The sequence below is a fragment of the Pseudomonas sp. NFACC13-1 genome (genome assembly GCF_900104425.1).
GTDB classification, from domain to species: domain Bacteria; phylum Pseudomonadota; class Gammaproteobacteria; order Pseudomonadales; family Pseudomonadaceae; genus Aquipseudomonas; species Aquipseudomonas fluorescens_AA.
Genome location: NZ_FMXV01000009.1, coordinates 76,079 through 93,811, shown reverse-complemented (window position 1 = coordinate 93,811; position 17,733 = coordinate 76,079). Strand labels below are relative to the sequence as shown.

At 61.4% G+C, this 17,733-nt stretch carries 16 protein-coding genes; 9 read left to right on the top strand and 7 right to left on the bottom strand.

Annotation, left to right across the window (positions count from 1 at the left end; all coding sequences use genetic code 11):
- Positions 1-140: 140 nt before the first annotated feature.
- On the top strand, positions 141-1,154 hold the full coding sequence (gene hemB, locus BLQ55_RS13880) for a porphobilinogen synthase (RefSeq protein ID WP_072405986.1): 1,014 nt from the start codon (positions 141-143) through the stop codon (positions 1,152-1,154).
- 17 nt (positions 1,155-1,171) lie between these two features.
- Positions 1,172-3,388 (top strand): polyphosphate kinase 1, encoded by a 2,217-nt coding sequence (gene ppk1 / locus BLQ55_RS13875; RefSeq protein ID WP_092203230.1) that lies wholly within the window; start codon positions 1,172-1,174, stop codon positions 3,386-3,388.
- Between the two features lie 210 nt (positions 3,389-3,598).
- On the opposite strand, the gene ppx is transcribed toward ppk1, so the two are convergent.
- The 5 genes from ppx to BLQ55_RS13850 form a co-directional block, all read right to left on the bottom strand.
- A complete protein-coding gene (gene ppx / locus BLQ55_RS13870; protein WP_092203228.1) occupies positions 3,599-5,101 on the bottom strand; it encodes an exopolyphosphatase in 1,503 nt (500 codons plus the stop codon).
- A gap of 199 nt (positions 5,102-5,300) precedes the next feature.
- Complete coding sequence (locus BLQ55_RS13865) at positions 5,301-6,038, bottom strand: amino acid ABC transporter ATP-binding protein (RefSeq protein WP_092254445.1); 738 nt, start codon at positions 6,036-6,038, stop codon at positions 5,301-5,303.
- Positions 6,025-6,675, bottom strand: coding sequence for an amino acid ABC transporter permease (locus tag BLQ55_RS13860; protein WP_092203224.1), 651 nt, complete (start codon positions 6,673-6,675; stop codon positions 6,025-6,027). Before BLQ55_RS13860 ends, BLQ55_RS13865 begins: the two co-directional genes overlap by 14 nt.
- Entirely contained in the window at positions 6,672-7,340 is a 669-nt protein-coding gene (locus tag BLQ55_RS13855; RefSeq protein ID WP_092203222.1) for an amino acid ABC transporter permease, read from the bottom strand. Before BLQ55_RS13855 ends, BLQ55_RS13860 begins: the two co-directional genes overlap by 4 nt.
- A gap of 21 nt (positions 7,341-7,361) precedes the next feature.
- On the bottom strand, positions 7,362-8,147 hold the full coding sequence (locus tag BLQ55_RS13850; RefSeq protein WP_092203220.1) for a transporter substrate-binding domain-containing protein: 786 nt from the start codon (positions 8,145-8,147) through the stop codon (positions 7,362-7,364).
- Positions 8,148-8,402: 255 nt separating this feature from the next.
- Between BLQ55_RS13850 and BLQ55_RS13845 the strand changes: the two genes are divergently transcribed.
- The 6 genes from BLQ55_RS13845 (at position 8,403) to BLQ55_RS13820 (ending at position 14,604) form a co-directional block, all read left to right on the top strand.
- Positions 8,403-9,110, top strand: a complete 708-nt coding sequence (locus tag BLQ55_RS13845) for a FadR/GntR family transcriptional regulator (RefSeq protein WP_092203218.1) — start codon at positions 8,403-8,405, stop codon at positions 9,108-9,110.
- A gap of 121 nt (positions 9,111-9,231) precedes the next feature.
- Positions 9,232-9,561 (top strand): thioredoxin TrxA, encoded by a 330-nt coding sequence (trxA, locus tag BLQ55_RS13840; protein WP_003206727.1) that lies wholly within the window; start codon positions 9,232-9,234, stop codon positions 9,559-9,561.
- 241 nt (positions 9,562-9,802) lie between these two features.
- On the top strand, positions 9,803-11,062 hold the full coding sequence (rho, locus tag BLQ55_RS13835; RefSeq protein ID WP_003206716.1) for a transcription termination factor Rho: 1,260 nt from the start codon (positions 9,803-9,805) through the stop codon (positions 11,060-11,062).
- 124 nt (positions 11,063-11,186) lie between these two features.
- On the top strand, positions 11,187-12,653 hold the full coding sequence (ubiD, locus tag BLQ55_RS13830; RefSeq protein ID WP_060740124.1) for a 4-hydroxy-3-polyprenylbenzoate decarboxylase: 1,467 nt from the start codon (positions 11,187-11,189) through the stop codon (positions 12,651-12,653).
- On the top strand, positions 12,653-13,621 hold the full coding sequence (locus BLQ55_RS13825) for a CDP-6-deoxy-delta-3,4-glucoseen reductase (protein ID WP_092203216.1): 969 nt from the start codon (positions 12,653-12,655) through the stop codon (positions 13,619-13,621). The genes ubiD and BLQ55_RS13825 overlap by 1 nt, the downstream gene beginning before the upstream one ends.
- A 314-nt stretch (positions 13,622-13,935) precedes the next feature.
- On the top strand, positions 13,936-14,604 hold the full coding sequence (locus BLQ55_RS13820) for a gamma-glutamylcyclotransferase (RefSeq protein WP_092254442.1): 669 nt from the start codon (positions 13,936-13,938) through the stop codon (positions 14,602-14,604).
- On the opposite strand, the gene glpT is transcribed toward BLQ55_RS13820, so the two are convergent.
- Both glpT and BLQ55_RS13810 read right to left on the bottom strand, forming a co-directional pair.
- Positions 14,580-15,929: a glycerol-3-phosphate transporter gene (gene glpT / locus BLQ55_RS13815; protein ID WP_092203212.1), complete on the bottom strand. Its 1,350-nt coding sequence runs from the start codon at positions 15,927-15,929 to the stop codon at positions 14,580-14,582. The two genes, BLQ55_RS13820 and glpT, sit on opposite strands and share 25 nt — an antisense overlap.
- Before the next feature lie 215 nt (positions 15,930-16,144).
- Positions 16,145-17,122: an NADPH:quinone oxidoreductase family protein gene (locus tag BLQ55_RS13810; RefSeq protein ID WP_092254439.1), complete on the bottom strand. Its 978-nt coding sequence runs from the start codon at positions 17,120-17,122 to the stop codon at positions 16,145-16,147.
- 150 nt (positions 17,123-17,272) lie between these two features.
- Between BLQ55_RS13810 and BLQ55_RS13805 the strand changes: the two genes are divergently transcribed.
- On the top strand, positions 17,273-17,689 hold the full coding sequence (locus BLQ55_RS13805) for a flagellar basal body-associated protein FliL (protein ID WP_092203289.1): 417 nt from the start codon (positions 17,273-17,275) through the stop codon (positions 17,687-17,689).
- The last annotated feature ends 44 nt before the right edge of the window (positions 17,690-17,733 follow it).

Sequence of the window (17,733 nt, the reverse complement as noted above, 5' to 3'; positions counted from 1 at the left end):
AATGTGTCTCGACGTGAACAATTCCTACAGAAGACAATGACTGCGACTACCGGTCGCGCCTTAGCACAACTGTCACACGTTCGTCATAATGTCCGCTTATAACTGTCACGCTCGCCCGTCTGCGGGCTCAGGAGTCTGCCGTGAGCTTTACCCCCGCCAATCGTCTGTTCCCTGCTACCCGCCTGCGTCGCAACCGCCGTGATGAGTTCTCTCGTCGGCTGGTGCGTGAAAACGTGCTGACCACCGATGACCTGATCCTGCCGGTATTCGTGCTGGACGGTGAGAACCGTCGCGAAGCGGTGGCGTCGATGCCCGGGGTGGAACGCCTGACCATCGACCTGCTGCTTGAAGAAGCCGCCCACTGGGTCGAGCTGGGCATTCCGGCGCTGGCCCTGTTCCCGGTCACGCCACCGGCGCTCAAGTCCCTGGACGCCGCCGAAGCCTGGAACCCGGAGGGCATCGCCCAACGTGCGACGCGTGCCCTGCGTGCGCGTTTCCCGGAGCTGGGGGTGATCACCGACGTGGCGCTGGACCCGTTCACCACCCACGGGCAGGACGGTATCCTCGATGAAGAGGGCTACGTGCAGAACGACATTACCGTCGATGCACTGGTCAGGCAGGCGCTGTCCCACGCCGAGGCCGGTGCCCAGGTGGTGGCCCCCTCGGACATGATGGACGGGCGCATCCAGGCGATCCGCGAAGCCCTCGAGGTGGCCGGTCACGTCAACGTGCGGATCATGGCCTATTCGGCCAAGTACGCCAGCGCCTATTACGGCCCGTTCCGCGATGCGGTCGGTTCGGCCCTGAACCTGGGCAAGGCCAACAAGGCCTCTTATCAGATGGACCCGGCCAACAGTCAGGAAGCCTTGCACGAAGTGGCGGCTGACTTGTCAGAGGGGGCAGACATGGTCATGGTCAAGCCTGGCATGCCCTACCTCGACATTCTTTGTCGGGTCAAAGACGAATTCAAAGTGCCGACCTTTGTTTATCAGGTCAGCGGCGAGTACGCCATGCACATGGCCGCGATCCAGAACGGTTGGTTGGGCGAAGGGGTGATCCTGGAGTCCTTGACCGCTTTCAAACGCGCAGGTGCCGATGGCATCCTGACTTACTTTGCCGTGCGCGCCGCCCAATTGTTACGAGAGCAGAAATAGCCTCCCAGGAACTTGCGATGAATACCGAAGGACTCTCCGAAGTTGCCGTAAAAGACGCTCAACCCGTGGTCGAGCAAGTTGCCGAAACACCGCCGGAGCTGGAGCCCGCTCCCCCGGCCGTCATCGAGCCCGTCCCGGCGCCGGCGATTGCCATTCCGAACCTGGATGACAGCAGCCTTTACATTCATCGCGAGCTGTCGCAGCTGCAGTTCAACATCCGCGTGCTGGAGCAGGCGCTGGACGAGTCCTATCCGCTGTTGGAACGGCTGAAATTCCTGCTGATCTTTTCCAGCAACCTGGATGAATTCTTCGAAATCCGCGTCGCCGGCCTGAAGAAACAGATCACCTTCGCCCGTGAACAGGCGGGTGCCGACGGCTTGCAACCGCACCAGGCCCTGGCCCGCATCAGCGAGCTGGTCCACGGCCATGTGGACCGGCAATACGCGATCCTCAACGACATCCTGTTGCCGGAGCTGGAAAAGCACCAGGTGCGCTTCATCCGCCGGCGTTACTGGAATACCAAGATCAAGACTTGGGTGCGCCGCTATTTCCGCGACGAGATCGCGCCGATCATCACGCCGATCGGTCTCGATCCGACGCACCCGTTCCCGCTGCTGGTCAACAAGAGCCTGAACTTCATCGTCGAACTGGAAGGGATCGACGCCTTCGGTCGCGATTCCGGCCTGGCGATCATTCCGGCGCCGCGCCTGTTGCCGCGTATCATCCGTGTGCCGGAAGATGTCGGCGGCCCCGGCGACAATTATGTGTTCCTGTCGTCGATGATCCACGCCCACGCCGATGACCTGTTCCAGGGCATGAAGGTGAAGGGGTGCTACCAGTTCCGCCTGACGCGTAACGCCGACCTGTCGGTGGACACCGAGGACGTCGAAGACCTGGCCCGCGCCCTGCGCGGCGAGCTGTTCTCCCGTCGCTACGGCGATGCGGTGCGCCTGGAGGTGGCCGACACCTGCCCGAAACACCTGTCCGACTACCTGCTCAAGCAGTTCAACCTGCACGAGACCGAGCTCTATCAGGTCAACGGTCCGGTCAACCTGACCCGACTGTTCAGCATCACCGGCCTGGACAGCCACCCGGAGCTGCAATACCTGCCGTTCACGCCGCAGATCCCGAAACTGCTGCAAAACAGCGAGAACATTTTCAGCGTGATCAGCAAGCAGGACATCCTGCTGTTGCACCCGTTCGAGTCGTTCACGCCGGTGGTCGACCTGCTGCGCCAGGCCGCCAAGGACCCTCACGTCCTGGCGGTGCGCCAGACCCTGTACCGCAGCGGCGCCAACTCGGAAATCGTCGATGCCCTGGTGGACGCGGCGCGAAACGGCAAGGAAGTCACGGCGGTGATCGAATTGCGCGCCCGCTTCGACGAAGAATCCAACCTGCAACTGGCCAGCCGCCTGCAAGCGGCCGGCGCGGTGGTGATCTATGGCGTGGTCGGCTTCAAGACCCACGCCAAGATGATGCTCATCCTGCGCCGCGAGGCCGGTGAGATCGTGCGTTACGCCCACTTGGGCACCGGCAACTACCACGCCGCCAACGCCCGCCTGTACACCGACTACAGCTTGCTGACCTCCGACGATGCCTTGTGCGAAGACGTCGGCAAGCTGTTCAGCCAGTTGATCGGCATGGGCAAGACCCTGCGCATGAAGAAACTGCTGCACGCGCCGTTCACCTTGAAAAAGGGCATGCTCGACATGATCGCCCGGGAGACGCAGTTCGCCCTGGACGGCAAACCGGCCCACATCATTGCCAAGTTCAACTCGCTGACCGATCCGAAGATCATCCGCGCGTTGTACAAGGCCAGCCAGTCGGGCGTGCGCATCGACCTGGTGGTGCGGGGCATGTGCTGCCTGCGGCCAGGCATCCCGGGGGTGTCCCACAACATCCATGTACGCTCGATCATCGGGCGGTTCCTGGAGCATACCCGGGTGTTCTATTTCCTCAACGGCGGGGAGGAGCAGATGTTCCTGTCCAGCGCCGACTGGATGGAGCGCAACCTCGACAAACGGGTCGAGACCTGCTTCCCGGTGGAAGGCAAGAAGCTGATCCTGCGGGTCAAGAAGGAATTGGAAAGCTACCTCACCGACAACACCCACAGCTGGAGCCTGCAGTCGGATGGCCGTTACATCCGCAACACGCCGACCGGCAACCAGAACCCGCGCAGCGCCCAGGCGACATTGCTCGAGCGCTTGAGCAGCCCGGTGTTGGCGGTTCGTTAAAAAACGGGGGAGGCAGGCCTGGCTTGTGTGGCGAGGGAGCTTGCTTCCGCTGGGGGGCTGTAGGAGCTGCCGAAGGCTGCGATCTTTTGATCTTTCGCTTGAGACTCAAGTGTTTGGGGAAAGATCGCAGCCTCGTTGCACTCGACAGCTCCTACACAGCACAGCGGGAGCAAGCTCCCTCGCCACAATAGATCTGTGTTGTGGCGGGGCTCAGTGAATGTTCAACACAATCCCGACCCGGGTCAGCCACTCGGCTTCCTGGGCGAAGTCGGCCTGGGTCAGTTGGTTTTCTTCCAGCCATCCGTCGGGGAACATCACGTCCAGCTGATCGCCGTCGGCATGCAGGGCGACCTGGGGCATTTCCTGGGTGCCACGGATGTGATGGAACAGGATCGCAAAGCGCAGCAGTACGCACAGGCGAATCAGCTTGATGCCGTCATCGCCGAACTCGGCAAATTTATCCTTGGGAATGTTGCGCCGGTGGCCGCGCACCAATAGCGCGAGCATCTGCTGGTCTTCCCGGGAGAAGCCCGCCAGGTCGGAGTGCTCGATCAGGTAGGCGCCATGCTTGTGGTAGTGATAGTGGGCAATGTCCAGGCCCACTTCATGGACCTTGGCGGCCCAGCCCAGCAGTTCGCGCCAGACCCCGTCGTTCAGGTCCCAGTCATCGGCCACCTGGTCGAAGGCATGCAGTGCCTTGCGTTCGACCCGTGCGGCCTGCTCCAGGTCGACGTGATAACGCTCCATGAGCGAGCCCAGGGTGCGTTCACGCACGTCTTCGTGATGATGACGCCCCAGCAGGTCGTAGAGCACGCCTTCGCGCAGAGCGCCCTCGCAGTGGTCCATGCGTTGCAGTTCGAGGGCGTCGAAAATCGCTTCGAGGATCGCCAGGCCCGCCGGGAAAATCGCCCGGCGGTCGGGCTTGATGCCTTCGAAATCGATCTTGTCCGCTTCACCGAGCTTGAACACCCTGCGCTTGAGCCAGGCCAGGCCATCGGCGTTGACCTCGCCAGTACCGTGGCCGCCAGCCTTGAGCGCCAGGCCGATGGCGCGAATGGTCCCGGAGGAGCCGATGGCTTCGTCCCAGGTCAGGCGGTGCAGGGCGTGTTCGATACTCATGATTTCCAGACGCGCCGCCGTGTACGCCTGGGCGTAGCGGGCCGGGGTGATCTTGCCGTCGCGGAAATAACGCTGGGTATAGCTGACGCAGCCCATCTGCAGGCTTTCGCGCAACAGCGGTTCGAAGCGCTGGCCGATGATGAATTCGGTACTGCCACCACCGATGTCCGCCACCAGGCGCTTGCCCGGGGTGTCGGCCAGGGTGTGGGAGACGCCAAGGTAGATCAGGCGGGCTTCTTCACGACCGGAGATGACTTCCACCGGATGGCCGAGGATCTCTTCGGCGCGACGGATGAATTCGCCACGGTTGCGCGCCTCGCGCAGGGCGTTGGTGCCGACGATCCGCACCGCGCCCAGGGGCATACCGTTGATCAGTTGGGCAAACCGCTTGAGGCAATCGAGCCCGCGCTGGATGGATTCTTCGCTCAGCTGGCGCTCTTCGTCGATGCCGGCAGCCAGTTGGACCTTCTCGCCGAGCCGCTCAAGAATGCGGATTTCCCCGTTCTGGGCCTTGGCGACGACCATGTGGAAGCTGTTGGAGCCCAGGTCGATGGCAGCGATCAGGGACAGATTCTTGGCTTGGGATTGCGGCATGGTCAAAAAGTCTCGGTCGATAACCTCGCCATCCTGCCACGATCGACCGCTTACGCCAACGCAAAGGCGACCGCTTCGCGGTCAATCGCGAGCAAGCTCGCTCCCACACGTGTTTTGTCTCGCCTGCGCAATAGCCGGCAACCGAGAACCTGTGGGAGCGAGCTTGCTCGCGATGAGGCCAGAGCCGGCACCACAAACCTCAGGCCACAGGCTCGACCGTCCCGATGAAGTTCGCCAGCTCCGCAGTCTGCGGAGCGGCGAACAGCACCTTGGGATCGCCCACCTCATGCACCTTGCCCTGGTGCATGAACACCAGTTTGTCGCCCACTTCCCGGGCGAAGCGCATTTCGTGGGTGACCATGATCAGGGTCATGCCCTCCTTGGCCAGTTGCCGCACCACGCTGAGCACTTCATTGACCAGTTCCGGGTCCAGGGCCGAGGTGATTTCGTCGCACAGCAGCACTTTCGGCGACATCGCCAGCGCGCGGGCAATCGCCACCCGTTGCTGCTGGCCGCCGGACAACCGGTCGGGGAAGGCATCGAACTTCTCGCCAAGCCCGACCCGTTCCAGCATCTGCCGCGCCAGCACGGCTGCCTTGGCCTTGGGCACTTTTTGAACAACTTGCGGCGCGAGCATCACGTTCTCGCCCACCGTCAGGTGCGGGAACAGGTTGAACTGCTGGAACACCATTCCGACTTTCTGCCGCAGGCTGCGCAGGTCGGCGCGGGCGGCATCGAGGTATTCGCCGTCGACTTCGATCACGCCGTCGTTGATCGATTCCAGGCCATTGAGGGTACGCAGCAAGGTGGATTTGCCCGAGCCGCTGCGGCCGATGATCGCCACCACCTGGCCTTCCTCGACGGTCAGGTCGATGCCTTTGAGCACGTGATGATCGCCGTAGTATTTGTGCAGGGCGGTAATTCTAAGCAGAGGCATGCAGTCTCCTTTCCAGGTAGCGCGCACTGAGGGACAAGGGGTAACAGAGCAGGAAGTAACCGAGGGCGACCAGGCCATAGACCATGAACGGCTCGAACGTGGCGTTGGCGAGCATGCCGCCGGTCTTGGTCAGTTCGGTAAAGCCAATGATCGAAGTCACGGCGGTGCCTTTGACCACCTGCACGGAAAAGCCCACGGTCGGCGCCACGGCGATGCGCAGGGCCTGGGGCAGGATCACGTAGCGCAACTGCTCCAGCGGGTTGAGGGCCAGGCTCGCGGAGGCTTCCCACTGGCCGTTGGAAATCGAGTCGACACAACCGCGCCAGATCTCCGCCAGGTAGGCACTGGTGAACAGCGTCAGGGCAATGGCCGCCGCCATCCACGGCGAAATCTCCACCCCGGCCAGCGCCACACCAAAGAACACCAGGAACAGCTGCATCAACAGCGGTGTGCCCTGGAACAACTCGATGTAGATGCGGGCGATGTTGCGGGGCAGGGCGCTTTTGGAGATGCGCAGCACCATCACCAGCAAGCCGATCACACCACCGCCGATAAACGCCACCAGCGACAGCGCCAAGGTCCATTGCAGGCCGGTGAGCAGGTTGCGCACCACGTCCCAGAAAGTGAAATCGCTCATTGGCCGCTCCTGGCAATGTAGCGGCGCCCTACCCAGTTCAGAAACTGGCGGATCAGCAGCGCCATGCACAAATAGATCAGCGTGGTCAGTGCGTAGGTTTCAAAGGCGCGGAAGTTGCGCGACTGGATGAAGTTGGCGGCGAAGCTCAACTCTTCGGTGGCGATCTGCGAACAGACCGCCGAGCCGAGCATCACGATGATGATCTGGCTGCTCAGGGCCGGCCAGACCTTGCCCAATGCCGGCAGCAGCACCACGTGGCGGAAGGCCTCGAAGCGGCTCATCGCCAGGGCCGCGGCCGCTTCCAGTTGCCCCCGTGGGATGGCCTGGATACCGGCGCGGATGATTTCGGTGGAGTAGGCGCCGAGGTTGATCACCATCGCCAGCACCGCCGCCTGCCATTCGGAAATCTGCAGGCCCAGGGACGGCAAGCCGAAGAAGATGAAAAACAACTGCACCAGGAACGGTGTGTTGCGGATCAATTCCACGTAGACGCCGAAGATCGCCGCGAACGGGCGAATGTTCCACGCCCGCACCACGCCGCCGACGATGCCCAGGCCGACCCCGAGCAACGTGCCGATAGCCGTCAGTTCCAGGGTGAACAGCGCACCGCGCAGCAACAGCTCGGTGTTTTGCAGCACCGGCAGAAAATCGAACTGATAAGCCATGCTCAGCCTCTCAAGCGACGGTCAGAGATCGGCCGGCAGCGGTTGCTTGAGCCAGGTCTGGGAATTCTTCTCCAGGCTGCCATCGGTCTTGGCGGTGGCCAGGATCTGGTTGACCTTATCCAGCAGCGCCGGCTCGTTCTTGTTTACGCCCACGTACACCGGCGAGTCCTTGAGTTTCACCTTCAGCGCCGGAACACGCTTGGGGTTGCGTTCGCTGATGGCGACCATCACCACGTTGCCGCTGGCGATCAGGTCCACCTGGCCGGCCAGGTAGGCGGCGATGGTCGAGTTGTTGTCTTCGAAGCGCTTGATGGTGGTGCCTTCGGGAGCGACCTTGGTCAACTCGATGTCTTCGATGGCGCCACGGGTGACGCTGATGGTCTTGCCCTTGAGGTCGTCCAGGCCGTTGATCGCGGCGTCGGGTGGACCAAAGACGGCCAGGTAGAACGGCGCATAGGCACTGGAGAAGTCGATGACTTTTTCCCGCTCCGGGTTCTTGCCCAGGCTGGAAATCACCAGGTCGACCTTGCCAGTGGTCAGGAAGGGGATGCGGTTGGTGCTGTTGACCGGCGTCAGTTCAAGCTTGACCTTGAGCTGGTCGGCCAGCAGTTTCGCGGTGTCGATGTCCAGGCCGCGGGGTTTCATGTCCGGGCCGACCGAACCGAATGGCGGGAAGTCCTGGGGCACGGCGACCTTGAGGGTGCCACGCTTGACCACGTCTTCCAGGCCATCGGCGTGGGCGGGCAACTGACAAAGCATCAGGCTGGCAAACAGGGCTGTGAGCAGGACGCTGCAACGCTGAATCATGGCGAATCTCCGCAATCGGTGATGTGATTTCTGCGTTCGGACAGAGCACAGGCCATGCCAAGGCGACGTTTAATCGGCCAAAGCCACGGTTTTGCTGGTGGACAGCGGTCTTACTGGTCTGAACAGTTGCGTCGTGTTTCGCACCGTTATCGGGCGTCGGTATTTGTCGCCGAACCCTGCTGGGGCACGACTTGCCGGGCGCGGCGAATAGCTTTACAACTAGCCGCTCACTGGCCCGGTTCGTCTGAAAAAATCATGAATTCCATCGCTCGTGCCGTTCCTGAAGTGGCCCTGCAAGCCATCCGCAAACTGATCGTCGATGAAGGCTTCGGCCCAGGCGATGCGTTGCCGTCGCAACGGGACCTGGCGCTGCAACTGGGCGTGAGCCGGGCGTCGTTGCGCGAAGCGCTGTCCTCCCTGAGTGCCTTGGGCATGATCAGCGTGCAGCCGGGCAAGGGGGTGTTCGTGCAGGCGCCGGTAGAGGCCCCGCGCAACGAGTCGGCGCCGGGTTGGCCGTTCGCGGCCCAGGCTTCGCCGGTGGACATCTTCCAGTTGCGCTACGCCCTGGAGGGCTTCGCGGCGGGGTTGGCGGCGGTGACGCTCAGCGCCGATGAACTCGACCGCTTGCAAGACAATGTCGAAGCCATGCGCCGGGAGTTGAAGGTCGGGGATTTCGACGCCGCCGCGCGGCTGGATTTCGAATTCCATCGGCGAATCCTGCTGGCCAGCGGCAACCAGGCGATGTTGAGCATCCTTACCGCCAGCGCCGACATCTTCCTGGAAAGCCAGAAACTACCGTTCATCCGGGCGGAACGGGCGATGGAAACCTGGCAAGAGCACCGCAAGATCCTTCGCGCCCTGGCCCGTCGGGCTTCTGCCGCCGCGCAAAAAGCCATGCAGGAACATGTACGTAACGCTGCGCTGCGTACCGGGATTTCGTTCGTCGCTCCCACGGCTTCATGAGCCGGGCCATATCCAAATACATCTTGCGCCATAGCGAGACTCAATCAACTGCGGCTTCCTGAACCCGGGAAGGGCCGCTATGATGGGCCACGTTTTTTTGCTGATGACCCCGGAGATTTCCATGAGCAGCGATCTGATCAAACACGTTAGCGACGCTAGCTTCGAAGCTGACGTACTCAAGGCCGAAGGCGCGGTACTGGTCGACTATTGGGCTGAGTGGTGCGGTCCCTGCAAAATGATCGCCCCAGTCCTGGACGAGATTGCCGAGACCTACAAGGGCAAGCTGACCGTTGCCAAGCTGAACATCGACGAGAACCAGGAGACTCCGGCCAAGCACGGCGTGCGTGGTATCCCGACCCTGATGCTGTTCAAGAACGGCAACGTCGAAGCCACCAAGGTCGGTGCGTTGTCGAAGTCGCAACTGGCTGCTTTCCTCGACGCCAACATCTAAGCGCCGAATGCCACTGAAAAAGCCCCGCAAATCGCGGGGCTTTTTCGTTATCCGGGGCTAGACGCTTGCAAACCCAGGTGTTACATTCGGCCCCGCACTGGTTTCTCCATTGCCCCCTGCAAGCCGTCGCCGACGCTCTCCTTTCGAATAAGTACGCGATCCTGTCGCCTTCTCTGCGGCGCGGCCTCATTAAGCCAAAAGCTTAATTTCCCCCCTCCATAAATGATTACGTCATTCCTATATGAATCTGACTGAACTCAAGCAAAAGCCGATTACCGAACTGCTCGAATTGGCCGAACAGATGGGCATAGAAAATATGGCCCGTTCGCGCAAGCAGGACGTGATTTTCTCCCTGCTCAAGAAGCACGCGAAAAGCGGCGAGGAAATCTCCGGTGATGGCGTGCTGGAGATTCTCCAGGACGGCTTCGGCTTCCTTCGCTCCGCAGACGCTTCCTATCTCGCCGGACCAGACGATATCTACGTCTCGCCGAGCCAGATCCGTCGCTTCAACTTGCGCACCGGTGACACCATCGTTGGCAAGATCCGTCCTCCGAAGGAAGGCGAACGTTATTTCGCCCTGCTCAAGGTCGACACGATCAACTTCGATCGTCCGGAAAACGCGAAGAACAAGATTCTCTTCGAGAACCTGACCCCGCTGTTCCCGACCGTGCGCATGAAGATGGAAGCCGGCAACGGTTCCACCGAAGACCTCACCGGTCGTGTCATCGACCTGTGCGCACCCATCGGCAAGGGCCAGCGTGGCCTGATCGTGGCGCCGCCGAAAGCGGGCAAGACGATCATGCTGCAGAACATCGCGGCCAACATCGCCCGTAACAACCCTGAAGTTCACCTGATCGTCTTGCTGATCGACGAACGTCCGGAAGAAGTGACCGAGATGCAGCGCACCGTGCGCGGCGAAGTGGTCGCCTCGACGTTCGACGAGCCGCCAACCCGCCACGTGCAGGTTGCCGAAATGGTGATCGAGAAGGCCAAGCGCCTGGTCGAACACAAGAAAGACGTGGTGATCCTGCTGGACTCCATCACCCGTCTGGCCCGTGCCTACAACACCGTGATCCCGAGCTCCGGCAAGGTACTGACCGGTGGTGTCGATGCCCATGCGCTGGAAAAACCGAAGCGTTTCTTCGGCGCCGCGCGGAACATCGAGGAAGGCGGTTCGCTGACCATCATCGCCACCGCACTGGTTGAAACCGGTTCGAAGATGGACGAAGTGATCTACGAGGAATTCAAGGGCACCGGCAACATGGAGCTGCCTCTGGATCGTCGTATCGCCGAGAAGCGTGTCTTCCCGGCCATCAACATCAACCGCTCCGGCACGCGCCGCGAAGAGTTGCTGACCGCCGACGACGAGTTGCAGCGCATGTGGATCCTGCGCAAGCTGCTGCATCCGATGGATGAAGTCGCCGCCATCGAGTTCCTGGTCGACAAGCTGAAGACGACCAAGACCAACGATGAGTTCTTCCTGTCGATGAAACGCAAGTAAATCGCCAAGACAGGCCAGCAAGAGCCGGGGAAACCCGGCTTTTTGCTATCTGTGCATTCACTATTCTGGACGGGCGGCGTTAAACTCGGGCCCCCGAACGCCACGGCCACCATGAGGCTTTTGCATGCAGTATCGCGACTTGCGCGACTTTATCAGCGGGCTGGAACAGCGCGGCGAACTCAAGCGCATCCAGGTGCCGGTGTCTCCTGTCCTGGAAATGACCGAGGTCTGCGACCGCACCCTGCGCGCAAAAGGCCCGGCGCTGTTGTTCGAAAACCCGACGGGTTATGACATTCCGGTGCTGGGGAACCTGTTCGGCACGCCGGAGCGCGTGGCCTTGGGCATGGGCGCCGAAGCTGTCAGCGAACTGCGCGAGATCGGCAAGCTGCTGGCGTTCCTCAAGGAGCCCGAGCCGCCGAAAGGCCTGAAGGACGCTTGGTCCAAGCTGCCGATTTTCCGCAAGATCATTGCCATGGCGCCGAAAGTCGTCAAGGACGCGATCTGCCAGGAAGTGGTCATCGAGGGCGACGACGTCGACCTGGCCACGCTCCCGGTACAGACCTGCTGGCCGGGCGACGTGGGGCCGCTGATCACCTGGGGCCTGACCGTCACCAAAGGCCCGAACAAGGACCGCCAGAACCTGGGCATCTACCGTCAGCAGGTGATTGGCCGCAACAAGGTCATCATGCGCTGGCTGAGTCATCGCGGCGGTGCGTTGGACTACCGTGAGTGGTGCGAGAAACACCCCGGCCAGCCTTTCCCGGTGTCGGTGGCCCTGGGCGCGGACCCGGCGACCATCCTCGGCGCCGTCACGCCCGTGCCCGACAGCCTTTCCGAATACGCGTTCGCCGGCCTGTTGCGGGGCAACCGTACCGAACTGGTGAAGTGCCGTGGCAACGACTTGCAAGTGCCGGCCACCGCCGAGATCATTCTTGAAGGTGTGATCCATCCCGGCGAAATGGCCGATGAGGGGCCGTACGGCGACCACACCGGTTACTACAATGAAGTGGACAGCTTCCCCGTGTTCACCGTCGAACGCATCACCCATCGGATCAAGCCGATTTACCACAGCACCTACACTGGCCGTCCACCCGATGAGCCGGCCATTCTCGGCGTGGCGCTGAACGAAGTGTTCGTGCCGATCCTGCAGAAGCAGTTTCCGGAAATCACCGATTTCTATTTGCCGCCGGAAGGTTGTTCGTATCGCATGGCCGTGGTGACCATGAAGAAGTCGTATCCGGGGCATGCCAAGCGCGTGATGCTCGGGGTCTGGTCGTTTTTGCGACAGTTCATGTACACCAAGTTCGTTATCGTCACTGACGACGATATCAACGCACGGGACTGGAACGACGTGATCTGGGCCATCACCACGCGCATGGACCCCAAGCGCGACACGGTGATGATCGAGAATACGCCGATCGACTACCTCGACTTCGCCTCGCCGGTGTCTGGCCTGGGGTCGAAGATGGGACTCGATGCCACGCATAAATGGCCCGGTGAAACCACTCGCGAGTGGGGCCGGGTTATCGTCAAGGATGAAGCCGTTACCCAACGGATCGATGCCATCTGGAATCAGTTAGGAATAGATTGATGCGTGTAACCTTGCAGCCTTCCGGGGCGGTGCTGGAGATACGGCCCGCCGAGCGGATTCTCGATGGCGCGCGGCGCCTGGGCTATGAATGCCCGCAAAGCTGCCGCAACGGCAACTGCCACGTCTGTGGTGCGTTGTTGGTGGAAGGCCGTGTGGAACAGGCGGGCGAGGTGCGCGACCACGGTGAGATTTTCACGTGCATCGCCGAGCCGTTGGAGGATTGCGTGGTGTTGTGGGATGGCGTGCTGTCGCCGGGCGAGCTACCGGTACGCAACCTGGCGTGCCAGGTAATCGAGTGCGCCGAGGTGGGCGGCGATGTCTGGCGAGTGCGCCTGCGGGCGCCAGCGGGCAAGCCACCGCGCTATCACGCCGGGCAATACCTGATGATCGAACGGGAAAACGGCGAGAAATCGGCGTTCTCCCTGGCCTCGGCGCCGCATTCCGGGCGCGAGCTGCAGTTGCATGTGTTGGTGCGCGAAAGCAGTGCACAGGCGCTGCTGGAACAACTGCAACGCAACCCCAGCGTGCGCGTCGAAATGCCTTTTGGCGACACGCATTTGTCCGAGCTGCCGGACGGACCGTTGGTGCTGATCGCCGCCGGAACCGGCATGGCGCAGATGCACAGCCTGATCGAGCACTGCCGTGCCGCGGGCTTCAAGCACCCGGTGCATCTGTACTGGGGCGTGCGGCGGCCGGACGATTTCTATGAAATCGAGCATTGGGACGAATGGAAAAAACTGCCGAACCTGTTCCTGCACAAAGTCGTCAGCGACTTGTGCGGTTGGGAAGGGCGCTGCGGAATGCTCCATGAAGCCGTGTGCGAGGACCTTAGCGATCTTTCCGGCGTGCACGTCTACGCCAGCGGCTCGCCGGCCATGATCTACGCCACGCTCGATGCGCTGGTGGAAGCTGGCATGGACGCCCATCAAATGCGCGCCGATGTGTTTGCCTATGCACCGCGGGCTTGAGCCCCTCTTGAAATTTGATTGAGGTCAGCTTTTGTGGCGGGGGAGTTTCCGCTTTGTGGGAGCAAAGCTTGCTCGCGAAACAGGCACCTCGGTCTCTGAAAGACCGCATCGCTCTCATCGCGGGCAAGCCTTGCTCCCACAGGTGATTACCTAACGATATATCGATTCGATATTTAGCGCCCACGCTGAATGTCATTAAGGTATATGTCTGATTCCAGGCATTCATGGCATCCAACTTGCCTGCATTCTGAGCAGCGTCAGTGTCATGACGGCGCTATATCTTCCGACCCGCGAGGAGCCAACCGCTACCGGCCATGACCGCTATCGAATCCGCCATCACCTGTGCCTTGTACCCGCCACGACTCGAGCTGGGGCCGCAGCTGACCCGTGAGCAATTGCTTGCCTCGATGCAATTGACCATGAGCCTCCACCAGGGCGGTCCGGTCTGGCTGTTCGCGTACGGTTCATTGATCTGGCGGCCGGAATGCACGGCGGTGGAGCGCATGCGCGGTCGGGTCCATGGTTATCATCGCGGTTTGTACCTGTGGTCCCATGAGCACCGCGGCACCCCGGAGTTGCCGGGGCTGGTGTTCGGGCTGGATCGCGGCGGTTCGTGCAGCGGGTTCGCCTACCGATTGCCGGAGGAGAATCTCGAGGACTCGCTGTTTGCCCTGTGGCAGCGCGAGATGCCGGTCCCGTCCTATCGTCCGCACTGGCTCAGTTGCCGTCTCGAGGATGGCAGCCGGGTGCAAGCCTTGGGTTTTGTGCTGGAGCGGCACCTGCCCAGCTATGCCGGCAACGTGCCGGACCATGTGCTGAGCCAGGTGTTCGAAAGCGCCTGTGGGCGTTACGGCACCACTCGCGACTACGTCGAGCAGACCGTCCACGCCCTGCGCAGCCACGCCATGCCAGACCGGAATCTGGAGGCGCGACTCAAGCGCTGCCAATCAGTGCTGGATCAGGCGACCGCTTCGCGGCTCTGACTGGCTATCTGCTTGTGCCACAGCGTGGGCGCGAGGAACGCCATTGCCAGTAGGCAGGCGACGACCAGCAGGATGAAACCGCCATCCCAGCCGAAATAGTCCACCGTGTAGCCCATCATGGCACTGGCCGCGACCGAACCACCCAGATAACCAAACAGACCAGTAAAGCCGGCAGCCGTGCCCGCCGCTTTCTTGGGCACCAGTTCCAGCGCCTGCAGACCCACCAGCATGACCGGGCCGTAGATCAGAAAGCCGATGGCGAACAGCGAGATCATGTCGACCATCGGGTTGCCCGGCGGATTCAGCCAGTAGACGATCGTCGCAACGGTCACCAACGCCATGAACACCATGCCCGTCAGGCCACGGTTGCCCCGGAAGATCTTGTCCGACATCCACCCGCACAGCAGCGTGCCGGGAATGCCGGCCCACTCGTACAGGAAGTAAGCCCAGGATGTCTTGTCGAAATTGAAGTGCTTGACCTCTTTGAGGTAGGTCGGCGCCCAATCCAGGATGCCGTAGCGCAACAAGTAGACGAAGACGTTGGCCATGGCGATGAACCAGAGCATTTTGTTGCGCAGCACGTATTTGACGAAGATGTCCTTGGCGCTGAATTCTTCTTCGTGGCTGGCGTCGTAGCCTTCCGGATAATCGTTCTTGTACTTCTCGATGGGCGGCAAGCCTGTCGATTGCGGCGTGTCGCGCATGACAATGAAGGCAAATACAGCGACCAGCAGCGCCACCGCTGCCGGTACGTAGAACTTGCTGTGCCAGTCGTTGAACCAGCCCATGCCAAGTATCGCCAGTGGGCCGATCAAGCCGCCGCCGACGTTATGGGCGGTGTTCCATACCGAAACCACACCGCCGCGTTCTTTCTGTGACCACCAGTGCACCATGGTGCGCCCGCTCGGTGGCCAACCCATGCCTTGGGCCCAACCGTTGATGAACAACAGGATGAACATCATGGTCACGCTGGAGGTTGCCCACGGTGCGAAACCGAAGACGAACATGACACCGGCGGACACAATCAGGCCAAAGGGCAGGAAGTAGCGAGGGTTGGAACGGTCGGACACGATGCCCATCAGAAACTTGGAAAGGCCGTAGGCGATCGCGATCGCCGACATCGCCACTCCCAGTTGGCCTTTTGTATAGCCCTGGGCGATCAGATCCGGAAATGCCAGGGTGAAGTTCTTGCGCAGCAGGTAGTAACCCGCATACCCAATGAAAATCCCGGCGAAGATCTGCCAGCGAAGGCGTCGGTAGGTGCTGTCTATTTTTTCTTCAGGCAATGGAGCCTGATGGGCGGCAGGGCGAAAGAAAGCAAACATTCAAGAGCTCCAGATTTCTTGTTTTGACTGCGGATGCGAATGTTACAGTTTCGTTACCGAAAATAGCATCGGTTCGCATCAACAAAAAAGCAGGAATGTTGGCGACATCGTGTTCTTTTATGAACATGTCGCTCAGGTATAAATGAAGGGCGGCGTGGGAATGGCGAAACCGGGTCGCAGGGTTGCGGCCCGGTATAAACAGTTTGGGTAAGCAGTCAGCGAACCTGGACCACCACTTTTCCGACCGCCTTGCGTTGGCCAAGATCATTGATGGCTTGTGCCGCGTTGCTCAGTGGGTACACCTGCGACACCAGCGGCTTGAGCTTGCCCTCGGCGAACCAGCCGAACAATTGCTGGAAGTTGGCGGCGTTGTCCTGGGGTTGGCGTTGGGCGAAGGAGCCCCAGAATACGCCCACCACGGCGGCGCCCTTGAGCAGCGCCAGGTTCACCGGCAGTTCGGGGATGCGTCCGCTGGCGAAACCCACCACCAGCAGCCGGCCGTTCCAGGCGATGGCGCGGATGGCCTGGTCGAACAGGTCGCCACCCACCGGGTCGTAGATCACGTCGGCGCCCTGGCCGTCGGTGAGGCGCTTGATGTCATCCTTCAGGCTGGTTTCGCTGTAGTTGATCAGTTCGTCGGCACCGGCTGCCTTGGCCACGGCAAGTTTTTCCGTGCTGCTGGCGGCGGCGATGACCCGGGCACCCATGGCCTTGCCGATTTCCACGGCCGCCAGGCCAACGCCGCCGGAGGCGCCGAGCACCAGCAAGGTTTCGCCGGGTTGCAGGTTGGCCCGTTGCTTGAGGGCGTGCATCGAGGTGCCATACGTCATGCTGAAGGCGGCGGCGGTGTTGAAGTCCATGGCCGCGGGAATCGGCAACACGTTGTAGCCGGGCACCGCCACTTGTTCGGCAAAGCTGCCCCAGCCGGTCAGCGCCATCACCCGGTCGCCGACCTTCAAGTGGCTGACTTTCTCACCCACCTCGCTGACCACGCCCGCCGCTTCGCCACCGGGGGAAAACGGGAAGGGGGGCTTGAATTGATATTTGCCCTCGATGATCAGCGTGTCAGGGAAATTCACCCCGGCGGCGTGCACGTCCAGCAGCACTTCGTTCTTCTTGGCGACGGGGCTGGCGACGTCTTCCAGCACCAGCGATTCGGCGGGGCCGAATTCTTTGCACAGCACGGCTTTCATCAGGGCTATTCCTTTGGGAGTGATGGCCGATAAGTGTAGGTGTGAGAGACAACGGGTCAACGAGCATGCCCCGCCCTGATAGCCGGCCATAAGCTTGTGCTTGAACGGCGGGTCGGTATGCTGGGCCGCAAACCGGATGAGGAGTCGATTGTGAAAGCGTGGATCATGTTGATGCTGGCCCTGTCGTTGCCTGTGGCGGCAATGGCCGAAGAGGCCAAGGAAGCGAAAGAGGGCGAGGCACCGAAAGTCAGTTACATCACCCTCAGCCCGCCATTCGTGGGCAACTATGGCTTGGACGGCACGGCGAAGCTGAAGGTCTACAAGGCCGACGTGGCCCTGCGCGTGACCGGTGACGCCGCCGCTGCGGCGGTCAAGGCCAACGAGCCGCTGATTCGTAACCAATTGGTGGCGTTGTTCGCCCAACAGACCACCGAGACGATGAACAACCTCGAAGCCAAGGAAAAGCTGCGCCAGGAAGCCTTGAAGCAGACCCAGCAGGTGATGAACGACGAGACCGGCAAGCCGATGGTGGAAGATCTGTTGTTCAACAACCTGATCATTCAATAAGCGCTGGCGCACAGTCTTGGACAGGGCCTGGGTTTCCAGGCGCT

Coding starts and splice junctions, on each gene's coding strand:
- ppk1 (WP_092203230.1), top strand. CDS start 1,172: ATGAATACCGAAGGACTCTCCGAAGTTGCCGTAAAAGACGCTCAACCC.
- ppx (WP_092203228.1), bottom strand. CDS start 5,101: ATGCCGCAATCCCAAGCCAAGAATCTGTCCCTGATCGCTGCCATCGAC.
- BLQ55_RS13865 (WP_092254445.1), bottom strand. CDS start 6,038: ATGCCTCTGCTTAGAATTACCGCCCTGCACAAATACTACGGCGATCAT.
- BLQ55_RS13860 (WP_092203224.1), bottom strand. CDS start 6,675: ATGAGCGATTTCACTTTCTGGGACGTGGTGCGCAACCTGCTCACCGGC.
- BLQ55_RS13855 (WP_092203222.1), bottom strand. CDS start 7,340: ATGGCTTATCAGTTCGATTTTCTGCCGGTGCTGCAAAACACCGAGCTG.
- BLQ55_RS13850 (WP_092203220.1), bottom strand. CDS start 8,147: ATGATTCAGCGTTGCAGCGTCCTGCTCACAGCCCTGTTTGCCAGCCTG.
- BLQ55_RS13845 (WP_092203218.1), top strand. CDS start 8,403: ATGAATTCCATCGCTCGTGCCGTTCCTGAAGTGGCCCTGCAAGCCATC.
- trxA (WP_003206727.1), top strand. CDS start 9,232: ATGAGCAGCGATCTGATCAAACACGTTAGCGACGCTAGCTTCGAAGCT.
- rho (WP_003206716.1), top strand. CDS start 9,803: ATGAATCTGACTGAACTCAAGCAAAAGCCGATTACCGAACTGCTCGAA.
- ubiD (WP_060740124.1), top strand. CDS start 11,187: ATGCAGTATCGCGACTTGCGCGACTTTATCAGCGGGCTGGAACAGCGC.
- BLQ55_RS13825 (WP_092203216.1), top strand. CDS start 12,653: ATGCGTGTAACCTTGCAGCCTTCCGGGGCGGTGCTGGAGATACGGCCC.
- BLQ55_RS13820 (WP_092254442.1), top strand. CDS start 13,936: ATGACCGCTATCGAATCCGCCATCACCTGTGCCTTGTACCCGCCACGA.
- glpT (WP_092203212.1), bottom strand. CDS start 15,929: ATGTTTGCTTTCTTTCGCCCTGCCGCCCATCAGGCTCCATTGCCTGAA.
- BLQ55_RS13810 (WP_092254439.1), bottom strand. CDS start 17,122: ATGAAAGCCGTGCTGTGCAAAGAATTCGGCCCCGCCGAATCGCTGGTG.